Source organism: Paraburkholderia oxyphila NBRC 105797, from assembly GCF_000685075.1.
Taxonomy (GTDB): Bacteria; Pseudomonadota; Gammaproteobacteria; order Burkholderiales; family Burkholderiaceae; genus Paraburkholderia; species Paraburkholderia oxyphila.
In genome coordinates, this window is the sequence record NZ_BAYD01000162.1 from 1 (window position 1) to 16,403 (window position 16,403).

The window sequence follows — 16,403 nt, forward strand, 5'->3', positions numbered from 1 at the left end:
CATGCGGCCCGCCGCGAAAACAAGTTAAGGCACAAAGCGCCATGCGCGCCAAAATTCAAACTAACAAATCAACAGACCTTAATACATTCCGCGTCTCAGGCGAATCAGACCTCTGAGCATCATGCACAGCCCCCACGAGGCACTCAATAAAGCACTCAGCCGCGACACTCAGCGGATACCCACTCCGCGAAATAACACTCACCTTCGCATCTTCAAGCTGCTCCCGCACGGGCACCGCACACAACCCTTCGCGCGCCGCGCTCACCTCCACAAGCGGCCAAGGAAACACACTAGCCATATCGCTCTGCCTCAAAAGCGCAAGCGCAATCGCAAACGAATGCACAAGATGAATCTTTCGCGGCACAGGCAGCGCATGCTGCTCAAACATATTCTGCGCAGACGGCCCATCATTCGCGGGATCCCAGGTCAGCAACCAATCGAGATCACACAGCTCCGCCAATGATCGGCAATTCGCACGCGGATGATCCTGCCGCACGACAACGGCACACGACGACGAAAACAGCGGCCGATACTGAAACTCCACGCCAAGGTCCCCCGGCGTAGGCCTGCCAAGAAAGAAATCGAGGCTCCCATCCCGCAGCCGCGGATTCGCAATCGGCAGCAAGCCTTCAAAAAACTCCAGACGAATATCGGGCATGCGCTCGGTAAAGCGCCTCATGGTCTCGGGTAGAAACGTCATCGCCAGCCACGGCGTGATCGCAATCGACAGCTTGCCGCTCGCCGTGCCACGCATGGCATCGACCGCCTCTTGCGCACGCGCCATCTGACCCACCATCAGCCGCGCATGCACCAGCAGGGTTTGCCCGAATTCCGTCAACGTCACGCCCGATGACGTGCGCAGCACGAGCGGTATCTGCGCGTCTTCCTCGAGCTGCCGCAGGCTCTTCGTAATGGCGGCAGGCGAGGCATCGAGCGCGCGCGCCGCGCCGCGAATGCCGCCGGCGTCCGCAACGGCAACGAGCGTTCGGAGTTGATGGAGTTTCATGCGCTCTCTGGCGGGTCTCGTGTCCGGGGAAGTGTTAGCCGCAGGTTGCCACGTTCACGATTTGGGCTCTCCCTGGGCGCTTTCTGTCGCGATACGTTAGCACCAGCTGTTCACTTTTTGAATACACGGAGACGTTCACGATGACCGATTTGTCCGATATCCACGCCAGCAGCCGCGAAATGATCGAGTTGCGCCAACACATTCACGCCCATCCCGAGCTCGGCTACGAAGAATTCGCCACGAGCGATCTCGTGGCGCAGCGTCTCGCCGATTGGGGCTATGAGGTGCATCGCGGCCTCGCGGGGACGGGCGTGGTGGGGACGCTGAAATGCGGCACCGGATCGCGCCGCATCGGCCTGCGCGCCGACATGGACGCGCTGCCCGTGCATGAGCAAACCGGCCTGCCGTATGCGAGCCGTCATGCGGGCAAGATGCACGCGTGCGGTCACGACGGCCACACGGCCATGCTGCTCGCCGCAGCGAAGCAGCTCGCGCAGTCGCGCAACTTCGACGGTACGCTCAACCTGTTCTTCCAGCCCGCGGAAGAAGGCCTCGCGGGCGCGCGGCGCATGCTCGAAGATGGCGCGCTCGAACGCTTCCCCTGCGATGCCGTGTTCGCCATGCACAACATGCCGGGCCATCCGGCCGGCAAGCTTGGGTTTCGCGCGGGCCCTTTCATGGCGTCGGCGGATCAGGTCACCGTGCGCGTGAACGGCGTGGGTGGCCATGGCGCCATGCCGCACAAGACGGTCGACCCCGTGGTCGTGTGCGCGGCCATCGTGTTCGCGCTGCAAACGGTGGTCTCGCGCAACGTCGCGCCGCTCGATATGGCCGTGATCACGGTGGGCGCGATTCACGCGGGCGAGGCATCGAACGTGATTCCGGGCGAAGCCCGCATGGCGATCTCGGTGCGCGCGCTGCGCCCGGAAGTGCGCGATGAGCTAGAGCGCCGCATCAAGTCGGTCATCGCGGCTCAGGCGGCCGTCTACGGCGCGAGCGCGGAAATTACCTATGAGGCCAGCTATCCGGTGCTCGTCAACGACACCCAAATGACCGCCTTCGCCGAAAAAGTCGCGCGCGACTGGGTGGGCGATGCCGGCATGATCGAGGACCTCGCGCCGTTGACGGGCAGCGAAGATTTCGCGTGGTTCCTGCAACGCTGCCCGGGCTGCTATCTGATCATCGGCAACGGCGATGGCGAAGGCAGCTGCATGGTCCACAACCCCGGCTACGACTTCAACGACGACATCCTCATGACCGGTGCGGGCTACTGGGTGCGTCTCGTCGAAAGCTTCCTCGTCTGACCGGATTCGCGTGCCGGCCGCGCGGCACGTTTGCGTCGCGCACACCATTTACCCATTGCTAAGGACAATTGATGAAACGTACAGCGCTTTCGTGTTTTCTCCTGCTGGCCATGCTGCCGCTCGCGGCCAACGCTCAGGAACCGCAGGTCATCCGCTTCGGCGTGGATCCCAGCTATCCGCCGATGGAGTCGAAGGCGCCGGATGGCAGCCTGCGAGGCTTCGACATCGAACTGGGCAACGCGATTTGCGCGACGCTTCATGAGAAGTGCGTGTGGGTCGAACAAAGCTTCGATGGCATGATTCCCGCGCTCAAGGCCCGCAAGTTCGACGCGATTCTGTCCGCCATGTCGGCGACCGAGGTGCGCCGTCAGCAGATCGATTTCACCAATCGCATTTACAACGGCCCCTCGGCGCTGATCGCGCATGCCGGATCGAAGCTTCAGCCAAGCGCGCAGGGCTTGCAGGGCAAGCGTGTCGGCGTCGTGCAGGGGTCGACCCAGGAGGCTTACGCCAAGGCGGAGTGGGCGCCGCACGGCATCACTGTCGTGGCGTATCAAACCCAGGATCAAATCTATGAGGACCTGGCGACCGGGCGGCTCGACGCCGCGTTTCAGGCTGCCGTGCAGGCCGACTATGGTTTTCTCCGGACCCCGCGCGGCAAGGGCTACGCCATGGCCGGCGATCTCGTGAAGGACCCGCGCCTCGCGGGCAATGGCGTGGCCATTGGCATCCGCAAGGGCGATGCGGCACTCGAATCGCGCATCAACGACGCGATCGGCACGATCCGCAAGAACGGAACTTATCAGCAGATTGCCGCGAAGTATTTCCAGTTCGACATCTACGGCGATTGATTTGCTGCCTGATCAGAGAAAAATTCTTATAACGATGGTTTAGGAGATCTGAATGAATAGGTCATGGTTTGGAGTGTGCATGTTGGGCACGATGGGAGCGTTGGCCGGAGTTCAAACGGCGGCTCACGCGCAGAGCAGTGTAACGCTGTACGGGATCGTCGACGAGGGGATCGACTATACGAGCAACGTATTAGGGCACTCGCAATGGAAGATGTCGAGCGGCGACGCGCAGGGCAGCCGCTGGGGACTCAAAGGCAGCGAGGACCTGGGAGGCGGCTACAAAGCGGTCTTTCAGCTCGAAAACGGCTTCGACGTGAATAGCGGCCAGTTGATGCAAGGAGGCCGGATGTTCGGCCGCCAGGCCTGGGTGGGCGTATCGAACGATTCATACGGAACGCTGAGCCTGGGGCGCCAGTATGATTCGCTCGTCGAGTTTCTGGGGCCGCTTACGGCCAACGGCAACTGGGGCGGCTATCTGTTCGAGCATCCCTACGATAACGACAATACCGACAACTCGTTCCGCCTGAATAACGCCGTGCAGTATTACAGCGCGAATTTCGGCGGCTTCCAGTTCGGCGCGACCTATGCGTTCTCGAACAGCCCCGGACAGATCTCGACGAACAACGCGCAGAGCGTCGGCGCGAGCTACGCGAACGGCGGCTTCACCGTCGGCCTCGCTTATCTGAACGTGACGAACCCCGGCGTGAATTCCGCGGGCGCGGTGGCGACGAACGACGCGGGTTTCTTCGCCGAGCGGCAGCGTGTATTCGGTGCGGGCATCAACTATGCGCTGGGTAACGCGTTGGTCGGCTTCGTGTACAGCCATACGGACTTGCGCAATCCCACTGCCTACGCCTACATTAGCGGGTCCATCGTGCCGCCGGGGCAAAGCGTGTCGTCATTGAAATTCGATAACTTCGAACTGTCGGGGACTTATCATGTGACCCCGGCCTTCATGCTCGGCGCGATGTACGACTTCACGCAGGCGAAGCTCGATGCTTCGGGCGGCTCGTCGAAGCCGAAATGGCACACGTTCGGTCTGATGGCGGACTACAACCTCTCGAAGCGCACGGACGTCTACGTGATGGCAAGCATGCAGAAGGCCGTCAGCGCGCATACGGGCACGGCTTTCGACGTCGCATACACGGGCGGCGCCGACGATTCGTCCTCCAGTGACACGCAAACCGTGGCGCGCATCGGTATCCGTCACAAGTTCTGAGCGCCGCCGCCGTGGTCGCCTGAAGCCTCAGGCGACCACGTGCAGCATGCTCTCGTTGCGTTGTTGCTGTTCCTTGCCGCGCGTAAGCAGCCAACGATGGAAATGGCGGCAGTGGGGCCGGTCGAATGCGTTCGGCTTCCATGTGAGGAAGTAGGGCGAGGGCAACGAGAGTCCGAGCGCGAAGGGCATGACGAGGCGGCCGGCGGCCAGGTCGTCGCAAATCATCGAGCTTTGGGCGAGCGCGAACCCGTAGCCGTCGATGGCCGCCTGGATCGCCACGCTCGAGAGCGAGAGCACGAGGTGGTTCTCGTTGAACTCGCCGCAATCCACTTCATTCGCGATGAACCATTCGCGCCACGACGGCGGCGAGGCGAACTTCGGCAGCCAGTCCACCGATATCAGCGGGTAGCCGAGCAGGTCCGCGGGGCGCTCGAGCGGCGCGCCCGATTCGAGCAGGCGCGGACTGCACACGGGCACCACGCAGTCGCGGAAGAGCTCGACGGTGTTCTCGGCGTTCACGATCCGCTCGCCATAGCTGATGCGAAAGTCGATTTCGTAGCCGTCGGGCGAGGGCTCCGTGTGCGTGCCGTCGAGATACACGCTGAGCTCGGGGTGCTGGCGCTGCCATTCGAGCATGCGCGGGGCGAGCCACTTCGACAGGAGCGAAGGCAGCGCGCTGATGCTCAGATTGCGCGTGTTTTTCGCGCGTTCGATTTCGGCATGCGCGACGCGCAGGCTCTCGAATGCCGCCGCGCAACTCTCGTGGTACTGCCGGCCAATCGCCGTGAGGCGCAGCCGCTTGCCGTCCTTTTGCGTGAGATGCAGCCCCAGCGTGTCTTCGAGCAGCTTGATCTGCTGGCTGACCGCGCCCGCGGAGATACCAAGGCGCCGCGCCGCTTCGGTGATGCCGCCGCACCGGCCGACCGCCTCGAAAACCTGTAGCGCGCGTAGCGGTGGAAAGGTGTTCGTCGTCATTTCGTCATCGTCCAGGTCATCGGCGGCTATTCACGTTTTAGAAACTCTAAACGAACACGCAGGTTTTTACATCTATTCTTTTGTGTTCGGGTTTTTTATCCTTGGAAACCAGTCGGATGCGAGCGGCCTGCACAGCGCAGCTAAAGGGCGCAAACAGACGAAAGACGAAAACGGACTAGCGGAGGCAATGCAATGTTTCTGAGGAATGCGTGGTACGTGGCGGCATGGGATGCGGAAGTGACGCGCGAACTCGCGCCGGTGACCCTGCTGGGCGAGTCCATCGTGCTGTATCGGCGCGAGGACGGCACGCCCGTCGCGCTCGAAAATGCGTGCCCGCATCGCAAGCTGCCGCTCTCGATGGGCCGGCTCGTGGGCGATCAGGTCGAGTGCGGCTACCACGGCCTCACGTTCGATTGCGAGGGCGCCTGCGTGCGCGCCCCGGGCAGCCCGAGGATTCCGCCGGGCGCGAAGGTGCGCAGCTACCCGCTGGCGGAGCGCTACGGGCTGCTCTGGATCTGGATGGGCGAACCGGCAGAGGCCGATCCCGCGAAGATCGTCCAGATCGACGAATGGGGCGACCCGGCCTGGGGCGTGAATCGCGGCGACGCGATGACGGTGGACTGCAATTACCTTTACGTCACCGACAATCTGCTGGACCCCTCGCACGTTGCGTGGGTGCACCGGTCTTCATTCGGCAACGCGGCTTGCGAAGCCGAGCCGCTCAAGACCGAAGTTGCGGCTCACGGCGTGACGGTCTCGCGCTGGATGCGCGACGTGGAGGTCGCGCCGTTCTATGCGCAGTTCGTGCGCTTCAATGGGCGTTGCGACCGCAAGCAGCATTACGAGGTCCGCTTTCCGTCGCACGCGATCATCAAGGCCGTTTTCACGCCGGCGGGGACGGGCGGCGACGACACGCCGCTTCATGCCGACGGGTTCCTGATGAATTCCTATAACTTCATGACGCCAGTGAATGCTGCGCAGACGCGTTATTACTGGTTCCAGACGCGCAACTTCGCGCCGGACGACGAGCAGGTGTCGCGCCAGTTCGATGCGGACGTGCGCCATGCGTTCGAAGAAGACCGCGTGGTGTTGCAGGCCGTTCATGCGGGCATGCAGAACGCGCGCACGCCGAACATCGATCTCGCGATCGACGCGGGACCGCTGCGTTTCAGGCGCGCGCTTGGGCAGATGATCGAGCGCGAGAATCAAGCAGAAGAGCAAACCGAAAATCAGGCAAGGCCCGTGGCGGTGCCGGTTCATCTGGTGAATCGCGAGCGCGCGGAGCAGTGAAATGAATGATGTCGTCAATACGGGGGTGGCATTGGCGAGCCGCGCGCCATCGGGCTTTCGGCGCTTGCGTGTGAGCGGGCGGCGGCGCGAAAGTGCCTCGATCGTTTCATTCGAGCTCGTGCCCGCCGATGGCGAGGCGTTGCCGCCGTTCGTGGCGGGGCAGTTCGTTACGTTGTGCTTGCCCTTGCCGTCTGGTGAAAGACTGTTGCGCACATACAGCCTCTCGGGGGACCCCGCAGACGCAGCGCGCTGGCGCATCTCGGTCAAGCGCGAGCCGGCCCCACCGGGCCGCGGCGACGTACCGGCGGGACGCGGCTCGTCGTACCTGCACGACGCTGTGCAGGTGGGGGACGAACTCGATGTGGCCGGACCGGCGGGCGCGTTCGTGTGTGGCGACGACACCACGCGGCCGGTCGTGCTCATGAGCGGCGGCGTGGGCCTGACGCCGCTCGTGAGCATGCTGCATCGGTTGCGGGCGATGGACGGGGCGCGGGATAGGCGCGTGTACTTCATTCACGCTTGCGAGAACGGCGCGGTGCACGCGTTTGGCCGCGAGGTAGAGGCGGTGGCGGCCGCGTGTCCGAATGTGCATGTGCACGCCTGCTATCGGCAGCCTTCTGGCGAGGACCGTCTCGCACAGAGGTTCGACAGCGAAGGGCTCATTTCGCGCGAGACCTTGCAACGCGTGCTGCCCCTCGACGACTACGAAGTGTATCTATGCGGACCGCCCGCGTTCATGCAGGCCAACTGGCGGCTCCTGCGTGGCCTCGGCGTCGCGCGCGAACGCATCCACTACGAGTTCTTCGGCCCCGCTACCGTGCTGGAGGCCGATGCCGCGGTAGAACCAGCGCAGGAAGCACCGTCTGTCGTGGCAGAGCGTCTCGAGAACGAACCGGAAATCGATGCAAACGCAACGATAGTAAAATTCCACCCCAATGCGCGCGCCGTCGCGTGGGACACGCGCTGCGAATCGTTGCTCGAACTCGCGGAGCAGCATGGCTACGCGGTGCCTTTCAGTTGCCGCATCGGCATTTGCAATACGTGTGTCACGCCGTTGGCGGAAGGCGGCGTCGAATACACCACCGCGCCGCTCGACCCGCCGCCCGAAGGCAGCGTGTTGCTCTGTTGCGCGAGGCCTTCGGGTAACGTTACGCTGGCGTTGTCCGAGACGCCCACATGAAGCGGCGCAGCCCGCGCAGGACGGCACGACCCCACAACACGCTTGATGATCCGAGGACTCCATGAAGCCAGGCTTTCCCGTCGAAGCGGATTTCGACGCTCAGCGCCAACATTTCCTTCGCGCCGCGCAAGCGGCGGGCGCCACCGTAACGAGCTATGCGCACCCCCTCAAGGGCCCGAAGGGCGAAGCACTCGCGACAGACGTCGCCTGGCTCGGCGATCCGGCTGCGTCTCGCGTGCTGGTCGCCATCTCGGGCACGCATGGGGTGGAGGGCTATTACGGCTCCACGTGCCAGACGCAGTGGCTGCACGAGCTGGCCGCGCGGACCTTGCCTGATGATGTGGCCGTGATGATGGTGCACCTGATCAATCCGTGGGGCACCGCGTGGGTCAGGCGCGTGAATGAAGACAACGTCGATCTGAATCGCAACTATGTCGATTTCGGCGCGCAGTTGCCGGTCAATGCGCGCTATGAGGCGTTGCACGAGATTTACGCCTGCCGCGATATCGATGGCCCGCAGCGCAAGCAGGCCGATGCGCTGCTCGCGAGCCAGGTCGAATCGCTCGGCTGGTCGGGCGTGCAGGCGATCGTGGGCGCGGGGCAGTATCGCCATGCGGATGGACTCTTCTATGGCGGGCAAGCGCCCACCTGGTCGAACCGGACCTTGCATGAGATCGTGCAGCGCTTCCTCAAGCAGGCTCGGGTCGCGATCTCGTTCGACCTGCACACGGGCGCGGGTGCGTTCGGCCATCCGATGCTGATGGCGATCGCGCAATCGGCGTATCCGGCGCTGGCCGACGCGCAGCATCTCTATGGCCCATGGCTCTATACGCTGCTCACGCACGCGGATGCCGCCATCAGCGAGACCGGCGTGGTGGCGCGGGCGACGGGCTATGCCTCGCAGGCCTTGCTCGATGCGTTGCCGGACACGCACCTGATGCAGCTCGTGATCGAATGCGGGACCTATCCGGAAGCACCCATGCACACGGCCTTGCGTGACGACCACTGGCTGCATCTGTATGGCGACCCGCACGACGCGCGAGGCCGTGCGATCAGCCGCGCGTTGTTCGAGTCGTTCCTGCCCGCCGACGCCGACTGGCGCGAGCTCGTGTGGCTGCGCACGCGGCAGATCTGGGAGTGCGCGCTGGCGGCGCTGCCTGGCATCGAGCCCAAGGGAGCCTCGTAAAGCGGTGTTTATCAAGCGGGCCTCATGAACCGGGCGTCGATCTGCTAGTATCGCCGCGTGAACGTCCATGCCCGCTCCATTCGCTACTTCGACATGATCTGCCGCTGCGGCTCCATTCGCGAGGCCGCGCGGCGTTTGCACGTGGACGGCTCGGCCGTCAACCGGCAACTGCTCAATCTGGAGGAAGAGGTGGGCGCGGCGCTGTTCGAGCGCCTGCCCGGCGGCCTGCGCCTCACGGAGGCGGGGCGCCTGTTCGCGCAGCACGTGGTGACGGTGCTGCAGGACGAGCAGCGCGTGGTCGCCGAGATCGAACGGCTCCAGGGGCTCGAGCGCGGCGAAGTGCATCTGGCCGCCGCCGAAAGCCTCAGTGAGGGGCTGCTGCCCGCCGTGCTCGACCGCATGGCGAGCCAGCACCCGAAGGTGGCGCTCCATGTTTCCATGCTCGGCTCCGGGTCCATCGCGCAGCGCGTGGCTTCGGGCGATGTAGACATTGGCGCGGCGTTCGCCATAAGCGAGCATCCCGAACTCACTTGCGTGGCGAGCGGCCAGTTCAGGCTGGGCGCGGTGATGGCGCCCGCTCATCCGCTCGCAACGCGTAGGCGCGTGACGTTCGACGAGTGCGCCGAATACGGGCTCATCATGCCGAATCCCGACGTGGCCGTGCACGCGATTCTCGCGCCGCTCGTGGCGCGTGCGCGGCGGCCCGTGCGCGCCGTGGTCCATAGCGGGGCCATCGAGCTGATGCGCCAGCTTGCCATGCGCGGGACCGGTATCGGCTTCCAGACGCGCATCGGTCTGGACGAGGTGTGCGCGGCGGGCCGGCTCGCGTTCGTGCCGCTCGACGAGGCCGAGCAGGCGGCCGCCGAACTCGGCTTCTATGTGCGCGCGGGGCGCGCGCTGCCGCCGGCCGCTACCGCGCTGCTCGCGATGCTCGGGGAGGCGCTCGAGCGCCTGCTGGAGGCCGAAGCGCGCGTGGCCTGACGCGGCTCGGTCTGACTCGGCCCGGCCTGACGCGGTGCGGCCTGACGCGGCGCGGCCTGAAGTGGCCGGGCCTGGCGTGGCCCGGCCTGAAGTGGCCGGGCCTGGCGTGGCCCGGCCTGAAGTGGCCCGGCCTGACGTCCGGCCTGGCGTGGCCCGGCATTCTTCCGCCCATCCCCCAGGCAGGTGCTGCAAATAATGCAGCAGGGCGCTGTTTAATCGCCGCTACGCGCGCCGCATCGATCTCCCTATACTCGGATCACATCGCTCGCATCACAACAACGATCTGGAGGAAGAGGAGATGCCGCGCCTCGCTGTCGAATCCGCATGCAAAGCCGATCTACGGCATCACACGGTGCGGCGCGTCCCTCTGCAATGGCGCCGCAAGCATGCGCCCGCGCCGCTTCAGTACCGCAACGCCAAACGTACCGCCCCGCCTGATTGCGCGCTGACCTCACGCTGACGTCGCGTTGACGTCACGCCGTCCCCAACACACTCGATGCTCGTCCGCACGGCCCCGCGCTCCGCGCGCTGCCGGGGGCGCGCTCGCGTCCGCATCAGGAGAACAGCAGATGAATCACCAGCCGCATGCCACGCATGAGAGTCATCCCGCGCATCACGCACGTTGGCCGCTCGAACTCGAGGTTGTCGCGAGCGTGCCGCTCACCGCCGGAATTCGCGGCCTGACGCTCAGGTCCGCTGCCGGCGGCGCGCTGCCTGGCTTTTCGGCAGGCGCCCACATTGGCGTGCAAACCGCCGCGCAGGAGACAACCACCGCGTCGCTCGACGGCGAACGCAGCTATTCGTTGATCAATAGTACTGATCAGTCCGGGCGGTATGAAATCGCCGTCAAGCTGGAGCCGAACGGCCGCGGCGGGTCGCGCCGCATGCATGCGCTGCGGCCCGGCGACCGCATTCGCGCAACCCTGCCAAAGAACGACTTTGCACTGCACGCGGGGCCTCATGAGACGGTGCTGATCGCTGGCGGCATCGGCATCACGCCGATTCTCTCCATGGCGCGTACGCTGGCCGCCTCCAGCGCGCGCTTCCAGTTGCACTACGCCTGCCGTACCCCGGAGGATGCCGCGTTTCGGCATGAAGTCGCGCAGTCCTGCGGCGCCCACGCGCATCTGTACTTCGATCACGGCGATCCGTCGCGCGGCATGCCGCTCGCGCAGGTCATCGGTGCGAGCGGCGCGGGCGATCTGGCCAGGCACTTGTATGTGTGCGGCCCGCGCCCGCTCATCGATGCCGTCATCGCAACGGCGCGCGTGCTGCAATGGCCAGAGGACCACGTGCACTTCGAGCTGTTCGGCGCACCCACGGCGGCATCCGGCGACCGCGCCTGCCGCGTCGAGCTGCGGCGCAGCGGGCGGACGCTCGAGGTGGCGCCCGGGCAATCGATCCTCGACGCGATGATCGCCGGGGGCCTCGACCCGCTGTTCGATTGCCGTCGCGGCGAGTGTGGCGTGTGCGCACTGCGTGTGCTCGAAGGCACGCCCGATCACCGCGACTATGCGCTCGGCGACGAGGAGCGCGAGCACCAGATGTGCGTCTGCGTCTCGCGCTGGCACACGGAAACGCTCGTGCTGGACGCCTGACAAGCGCATCGCTTCGTATTCCGCTAGATAAATAACGGAGAAACCATGACCTCATTCGTCAAGAACGCCTGGTACGTCGCGGCCTGGAGCCGCGAGGTGGGGCGCACGCTCCTCTCGCGCACGCTGCTCGGCGAGCAGGTGCTGTTGTATCGGCGCGAGGACGGCACGCCCGTCGCGCTGGTCGACCGCTGTCCGCACAAGCTCGCGCCGCTCTCGCTCGGCGAGCTCAAGGGCGACCACGTGCAATGCGGCTATCACGGCATGACTTTCGACTGCACCGGGACCTGCGTGCGCGTGCCTGGCCAGCAGAATATTCCGCCAACGGCGCGCGTCACCGCTTTTCCGCTCGTCGAGCGCTACGGCGCCGTCTGGATCTGGATGGGCGACCCCGCGCGCGCGGACGCCGGCACGATCGCCGAGGTGCCGCACTACGGTGACCCTGACTGGGGCCTCGTGGACGGCCAGTACCTGCACTTCCGCTCGAACTATCTGAACATTACCGACAACCTCGTCGATCCCGCCCACACGACCTACGTGCACAAGAACACCATCGGCAATGCCTCGGGCGAGGACGTGGGTGTGAAGGTCGAGCAGGGCGAGTCGCATGTGCTCGCGTGGCGCTGGATCCACAACGCGCCGCCCGTGCCGCTGGTCGAGAAGATGGGCAACTTCAGCGGACTCACCGACCGCTGGCAGTACTACTACCTGCATCTGCCCTCGACGTCGTACGTCGACTTCGGCTGCATCGACAGCGGCACGGAGCCGACCGAGGACAACAAGGATCGCGGCTTCCGTTCGTTCAGCTTCAACTTCCTGACGCCCGAAACCGCGACCACCACGCATTACTTCTGGCTGCACTTGCGCAACTATCACGCGCACGACAGCGCGGTCTCGGCCGACGTCGCGCGGCTCATGACGCTCACGTTCGAGGAGGACGCGGCGCTGCTCGCGCACGTGCAGCGCGAACAGGAGCGCACCGGCGTGCGCGAGTACACGCGGCTCGGTATCGACAACGCACCGGCGCGAATCCGGCGCATGGTCGAGCGGCTGCTCGCGCAGGAGGCGGCGCAGGCCGGCTCGCAAGGCGATGCGCGGCTGCCAGCCGACGCGTGCGGCGCATAGACCTTCGTGCGGCAAGTGTCCGGACACGGCGCGAACGCCGTCCGGACGCGATGCCAGCACCCTCAAGGAAATTCATCAGGAGAACAGAATCATGACGTTTTCGATCGGCTGCAATGGCCGTGGCGTTCAGCACACGCGGCCCGTCTCGGTGGACGAGCAGTTCAGGATGCTCAAGGAGTCGCGCGTCTTCGACCACTTCGACCGCATGCCGCAGCCCGGCGAGGAGCGCGAATACCTGCGGGCCGCCGAGCGCCACGGCATTCCGATCCGCACCGGGCTGTGGTCATACACGGCCGGCCGCGACGAGGCCACGCTCGAACGCAACCTGCGCCTGTGCAAGGAGGCTGGCGGCGAGTTTCACAACATCATGCTGTACCGCCACCATGCGAGCGGTGAGGTCGTCAGCGATCGGCAAATCGTGGACTTCTACCTGCATGCGCATGAGCTGGGCCAGAAGATCGGCATCGAGATCGGCTTCGAAGTGCATATCTATATGTGGTCGGAGGATTTGCGCCGCATCTCGCCGGTGGCGCGGCAGGTCCGCGCGCGTGGTGTGCCGTTCAACTTCGTGCTCGACCACTCCCACGTGCTGTTGAAAGTGGAGAACCCCGAAGAGCAGGACGTGAGCGGCATCCGCGAGGACGTGGAGGCGGGCCGTTTCGTGATCGACCCCTACGAAGCCGGCAACGTGATCGACGAGTGGATCGGCATGAACATGACTCACTGGCTGCAGATCCGGCCCGTGTCGCCGAACGGGCCGAAGAATCCGTGGCAGCTCAAGGAAGGCGGCACCTACGGGCGCGCCTGCCAGTATCCGTTCTTCCGCCCGGCGCCGGGCGAGTGGCACCTGCCGTGGCATGCCTGGCGCGTGGCGCCCTGCAAGGAGATCGTCCGCCGCGTGCTGCGCCACCACCGCGACACGCCCGATAGCCCGCTGCGCTATATCACGACCGACATGATCGATATGCCCGACTACGGTGGCGGCGTGAAGTACTCGCTGTTCGAGCAGAACGTGGCGATTGCCGAGTGGTTCCGCAGCACCTGGCAATCGATCGAGGCCGAGCGGCGCGCTGCCTGAACCACCGATAACGCCTGCGACTGAAAACGCTTACATTGCCCGGCGCGGATGTGAACGTTTCAAACGTCGGATACTCGCACGGACGATCTGCATTAGAGTGGCGGCGAAGCGCAAATCGGGAGTGGTGGATCCGATGCGCTTCGCCGTTCGCCATGGTTAGTGCAGCTTGATCGAGGGCCGGCCATAGCTGTGCAGCACCTGGCCGAGCGTCTGGAGCAGCGTACGTCCGATGCCATACACGCCAGAAAGGTGCTTGCGATACAGCAGCCGGTACAAACCCGCCGCGGCCGGCCCGTCGACGATCACCGAGCGCGCGCTCACCCGAAGGTCCGCCTGGTAGAGCGCGCCGGACTGGCCGAGCGAGACCACGGTGCCGGCGTCGCGAAACACGAAGCCCGCGACCGGCTTGCCGGCCAGGCGCCGCGCGAATGCCTGGCTCAGGTAGACCGCTTGCTGGTGCGCGACCTGGGCACGCGGCGGCAGATACGCGCTCGAAGCACCGGACGGGCAGGCGGCGCAATCGCCGAACGCGAACACGTGCGCGTCGTCAGGCGTTTGCAAGGTATCCGTCACGATCACCTGATTCGACGCGCTGAGCGCCAGTCCATCGATCGAGCGCAGCATCGCGGGCCCGGCCACGCCGGCGGCCCAGATCGTCATATCGGCGGGCAGTCGCTCGCCGCTCGAGGTGACGATCGCATCATCTTCGACGCGAGCCACACGCGTGCTGGTCAGCACATCGACATGCAGGCGCTCGAGCTGCGCCTGCGTGCGCGCCGAAATGCGCGGGTCGAGCACCGGCAACACGCGCGGCGCGCCTTCGATCAGACGAATGCGGACATCGCGCACGGGATCGAGCGCCCTGAAGCGATACGCCGCGAGCTGGCCGACTGCGTGGCGCAGGGCTGCCGCCAGCTCCACGCCGGTCGCGCCCGCGCCGATCACGTTGATGCACACGGGCCGTGCGGGCGGTGCCGCGGGCGCATCGGCCAGGTGATTGACCTTGGCGCACGCGGCCAGGAACTTCTTGCGGAAATCCTCGGCATGCCCGACATGTTCGAGCGGGAGCGCGTGTCGCGCCGCGCCGGGCACATTGAAGAAGTTGGTCACGCTGCCGACGGCCAGCACGAGATCGTGATAGTGCATTTCCCGTTGCGGAACGATCTGGGCGCCATCCTGATCGACCACGGCGCCGATGGTGGCGATGCGACGAGCGCGATCGACGGCGCGCAATTCGCCCTGGACGAACTCGAAGCCATGGCGCTTGGCCTGAGCCGCGTATTCGATCGTGTGCGAGGCGGGATCGCGGTGACCGGAAGCGGCCTCATGCAGAAGCGGCTTCCAGAAGTGCGTCGGCAGACGATCGACGAGCACGATCTGCGCCTGGCCGCGCCGGCCGAGCGTGCTGCCGAGGCGCGTGGCGAGTTGCAGACCACCGGCGCCGCCGCCGACGATGAGGATGCGCGGAGCGTCAGCGGCGCGCGCCTTGGAGGGGAATTCAGGGATGGTGGCCACGGTTGTCCTCCAGAATTTATTCGGTTCAAATGTGTCGCTACTGGATTCCAGGATATCGTTTCATGTACCAAAGAACAATTTAATGTTTCTAGGCGACCTATATGCATTCACTAATAGGAAAGGCGGCGACGTTCCGGCAACTGAAGGCGCTCGATATGGTCGTGCGCATGGGGAGCGTGTCGCGCGCGGCGCAGGAACTGCATCTGACACAGCCGGCCGTATCGTTGCAGATCCGCTTGCTGGAGGAAGCGGTGGGCACGGCATTGCTGCAACGGGTGGGGCGAGGCGTGGAACTGACGACGGCGGGCGAGATCGTGGGCCGCTATGCGCGTGAGATCTTGCATCTGTGGCGAGATGCGGGCGATGAGGTGGCGGCGCTGAAGGGGGAGTTGGGCGGCACATTGCGTATTGGTGCGATTACGACGGCGGAGTATCTGATTCCGCCTCTGCTTGTGAGGTTTACGGCTACGCGGCCTCATGTGAAGACGTATTTCAAGGTGGGTAATCGTGAGGAGATCATTCGCATGCTGGCTACGCATGAGATCGATCTGGCTGTTATGGGGAGTCCGCCGAAGGAGTTGCGGACGCATGCCGCGGAATTCGCCAAGCATCCGATGGTGTTTGTGGCTGCGCCGGAGCATCCGCTGGTGCAGCGCAAGCGCGTTTCAATGAAGGATCTGGAGTCGGCGCATTTGCTGGTGCGCGAGCGTGGGGCGGGGACCAGGACGACCGTCGAGGGGCTTTTTAAGGCGTCTGGGCACCGGTTTCATGTGGGGTCCGAATTATCGAGTAATGAGGCCATCAAGCAGATGGCGGAGGCCGGGCTCGGGGTAGCGTTTTTGTCGCGGCATGCTTGTGCGCTGGAGTTGCGGGCTGGGTTGTTGAAGCAGTTGCCGTTTCCGGGGAATCCCGTTGAGCGGGAATGGTATGTGGTGACGCTGGCGGATCGGAGAATTTCCCAGGTTACTGGGTTGTTTCGGGATTTTCTTATTGAGCAGGGGGCGCCTGTTATTGATCTGGCGGTGGGGGGCGCCGGCGAGCGGCGGCGTAAGTAATCTGTTCTTGATGCGTTGTCGCGGTTTGGATCGTTGGCCTTAA

At 64.9% G+C, this 16,403-nt stretch carries 14 protein-coding genes; 11 read left to right on the forward strand and 3 right to left on the reverse strand.

From position 1 onward, the window contains the following. Positions 1-55: 55 nt before the first annotated feature. Positions 56-1,006: a LysR family transcriptional regulator gene (locus tag BO1_RS45490; protein WP_028223264.1), complete on the reverse strand. Its 951-nt coding sequence runs from the start codon at positions 1,004-1,006 to the stop codon at positions 56-58. Between the two features lie 140 nt (positions 1,007-1,146). Here BO1_RS45490 and BO1_RS45495 point away from each other — a divergent pair, with 140 nt between their 5' ends. The 3 genes from BO1_RS45495 (at position 1,147) to BO1_RS45505 (ending at position 4,380) form a co-directional block, all read left to right on the forward strand. Then, positions 1,147-2,310 (forward strand): M20 aminoacylase family protein, encoded by a 1,164-nt coding sequence (locus BO1_RS45495; protein WP_043289033.1) that lies wholly within the window; start codon positions 1,147-1,149, stop codon positions 2,308-2,310. Between the two features lie 71 nt (positions 2,311-2,381). Further along, a complete protein-coding gene (locus BO1_RS45500; RefSeq protein ID WP_028223266.1) occupies positions 2,382-3,161 on the forward strand; it encodes an ABC transporter substrate-binding protein in 780 nt (259 codons plus the stop codon). 52 nt (positions 3,162-3,213) lie between these two features. Next, positions 3,214-4,380, forward strand: a complete 1,167-nt coding sequence (locus BO1_RS45505) for a porin (RefSeq protein ID WP_028223267.1) — start codon at positions 3,214-3,216, stop codon at positions 4,378-4,380. A 27-nt stretch (positions 4,381-4,407) separates the two neighbouring features. Here the strand turns inward: BO1_RS45505 and BO1_RS45510 are convergent, their stop codons facing one another. Further along, a complete protein-coding gene (locus tag BO1_RS45510; protein WP_028223268.1) occupies positions 4,408-5,355 on the reverse strand; it encodes a LysR substrate-binding domain-containing protein in 948 nt (315 codons plus the stop codon). A 192-nt stretch (positions 5,356-5,547) separates the two neighbouring features. Here BO1_RS45510 and BO1_RS45515 point away from each other — a divergent pair, with 192 nt between their 5' ends. From BO1_RS45515 to BO1_RS45545, 7 genes are all read left to right on the forward strand, one after another. Beyond that, positions 5,548-6,645: an aromatic ring-hydroxylating dioxygenase subunit alpha gene (locus tag BO1_RS45515; protein WP_028223269.1), complete on the forward strand. Its 1,098-nt coding sequence runs from the start codon at positions 5,548-5,550 to the stop codon at positions 6,643-6,645. A 1-nt stretch (position 6,646) separates the two neighbouring features. Continuing rightward, the gene (locus BO1_RS45520) at positions 6,647-7,825 is read left to right on the forward strand and encodes a 2Fe-2S iron-sulfur cluster-binding protein (protein WP_043289035.1); all 1,179 of its coding nucleotides are present in this window, start codon (positions 6,647-6,649) and stop codon (positions 7,823-7,825) included. A 61-nt stretch (positions 7,826-7,886) separates the two neighbouring features. Further along, positions 7,887-9,011 (forward strand): DUF2817 domain-containing protein, encoded by a 1,125-nt coding sequence (locus BO1_RS45525; protein ID WP_028223271.1) that lies wholly within the window; start codon positions 7,887-7,889, stop codon positions 9,009-9,011. A 57-nt stretch (positions 9,012-9,068) separates the two neighbouring features. Next, a complete protein-coding gene (locus BO1_RS45530) occupies positions 9,069-9,992 on the forward strand; it encodes a LysR family transcriptional regulator (RefSeq protein WP_028223272.1) in 924 nt (307 codons plus the stop codon). Positions 9,993-10,561: 569 nt separating this feature from the next. Then, complete coding sequence (locus BO1_RS45535) at positions 10,562-11,590, forward strand: PDR/VanB family oxidoreductase (protein ID WP_043289036.1); 1,029 nt, start codon at positions 10,562-10,564, stop codon at positions 11,588-11,590. A 45-nt stretch (positions 11,591-11,635) separates the two neighbouring features. Next, positions 11,636-12,712, forward strand: coding sequence for an aromatic ring-hydroxylating dioxygenase subunit alpha (locus BO1_RS55530; protein ID WP_043289038.1), 1,077 nt, complete (start codon positions 11,636-11,638; stop codon positions 12,710-12,712). 91 nt (positions 12,713-12,803) lie between these two features. Further along, positions 12,804-13,790, forward strand: a complete 987-nt coding sequence (locus BO1_RS45545; protein ID WP_028223274.1) for a xylose isomerase — start codon at positions 12,804-12,806, stop codon at positions 13,788-13,790. Positions 13,791-13,946: 156 nt separating this feature from the next. Here the strand turns inward: BO1_RS45545 and BO1_RS45550 are convergent, their stop codons facing one another. After that, complete coding sequence (locus BO1_RS45550; RefSeq protein WP_028223275.1) at positions 13,947-15,305, reverse strand: NAD(P)/FAD-dependent oxidoreductase; 1,359 nt, start codon at positions 15,303-15,305, stop codon at positions 13,947-13,949. Positions 15,306-15,406: 101 nt separating this feature from the next. On the opposite strand from BO1_RS45550, the gene BO1_RS45555 reads away from it, so the two are divergent. Further along, a complete protein-coding gene (locus tag BO1_RS45555) occupies positions 15,407-16,360 on the forward strand; it encodes a LysR family transcriptional regulator (RefSeq protein ID WP_028223276.1) in 954 nt (317 codons plus the stop codon). Positions 16,361-16,403 lie beyond the last annotated feature (43 nt).

What these genes read in the sequence shown, in the direction of transcription:
- BO1_RS45490 (WP_028223264.1), bottom strand. Translation starts at nt 1,006, where the DNA reads ATGAAACTCCATCAACTCCGAACGCTCGTTGCCGTTGCGGACGCCGGC.
- BO1_RS45495 (WP_043289033.1), top strand. Translation starts at nt 1,147, where the DNA reads ATGACCGATTTGTCCGATATCCACGCCAGCAGCCGCGAAATGATCGAG.
- BO1_RS45500 (WP_028223266.1), top strand. Translation starts at nt 2,382, where the DNA reads ATGAAACGTACAGCGCTTTCGTGTTTTCTCCTGCTGGCCATGCTGCCG.
- BO1_RS45505 (WP_028223267.1), top strand. Translation starts at nt 3,214, where the DNA reads ATGAATAGGTCATGGTTTGGAGTGTGCATGTTGGGCACGATGGGAGCG.
- BO1_RS45510 (WP_028223268.1), bottom strand. Translation starts at nt 5,355, where the DNA reads ATGACGACGAACACCTTTCCACCGCTACGCGCGCTACAGGTTTTCGAG.
- BO1_RS45515 (WP_028223269.1), top strand. Translation starts at nt 5,548, where the DNA reads ATGTTTCTGAGGAATGCGTGGTACGTGGCGGCATGGGATGCGGAAGTG.
- BO1_RS45520 (WP_043289035.1), top strand. Translation starts at nt 6,647, where the DNA reads ATGAATGATGTCGTCAATACGGGGGTGGCATTGGCGAGCCGCGCGCCA.
- BO1_RS45525 (WP_028223271.1), top strand. Translation starts at nt 7,887, where the DNA reads ATGAAGCCAGGCTTTCCCGTCGAAGCGGATTTCGACGCTCAGCGCCAA.
- BO1_RS45535 (WP_043289036.1), top strand. Translation starts at nt 10,562, where the DNA reads ATGAATCACCAGCCGCATGCCACGCATGAGAGTCATCCCGCGCATCAC.
- BO1_RS55530 (WP_043289038.1), top strand. Translation starts at nt 11,636, where the DNA reads ATGACCTCATTCGTCAAGAACGCCTGGTACGTCGCGGCCTGGAGCCGC.
- BO1_RS45545 (WP_028223274.1), top strand. Translation starts at nt 12,804, where the DNA reads ATGACGTTTTCGATCGGCTGCAATGGCCGTGGCGTTCAGCACACGCGG.
- BO1_RS45555 (WP_028223276.1), top strand. Translation starts at nt 15,407, where the DNA reads ATGCATTCACTAATAGGAAAGGCGGCGACGTTCCGGCAACTGAAGGCG.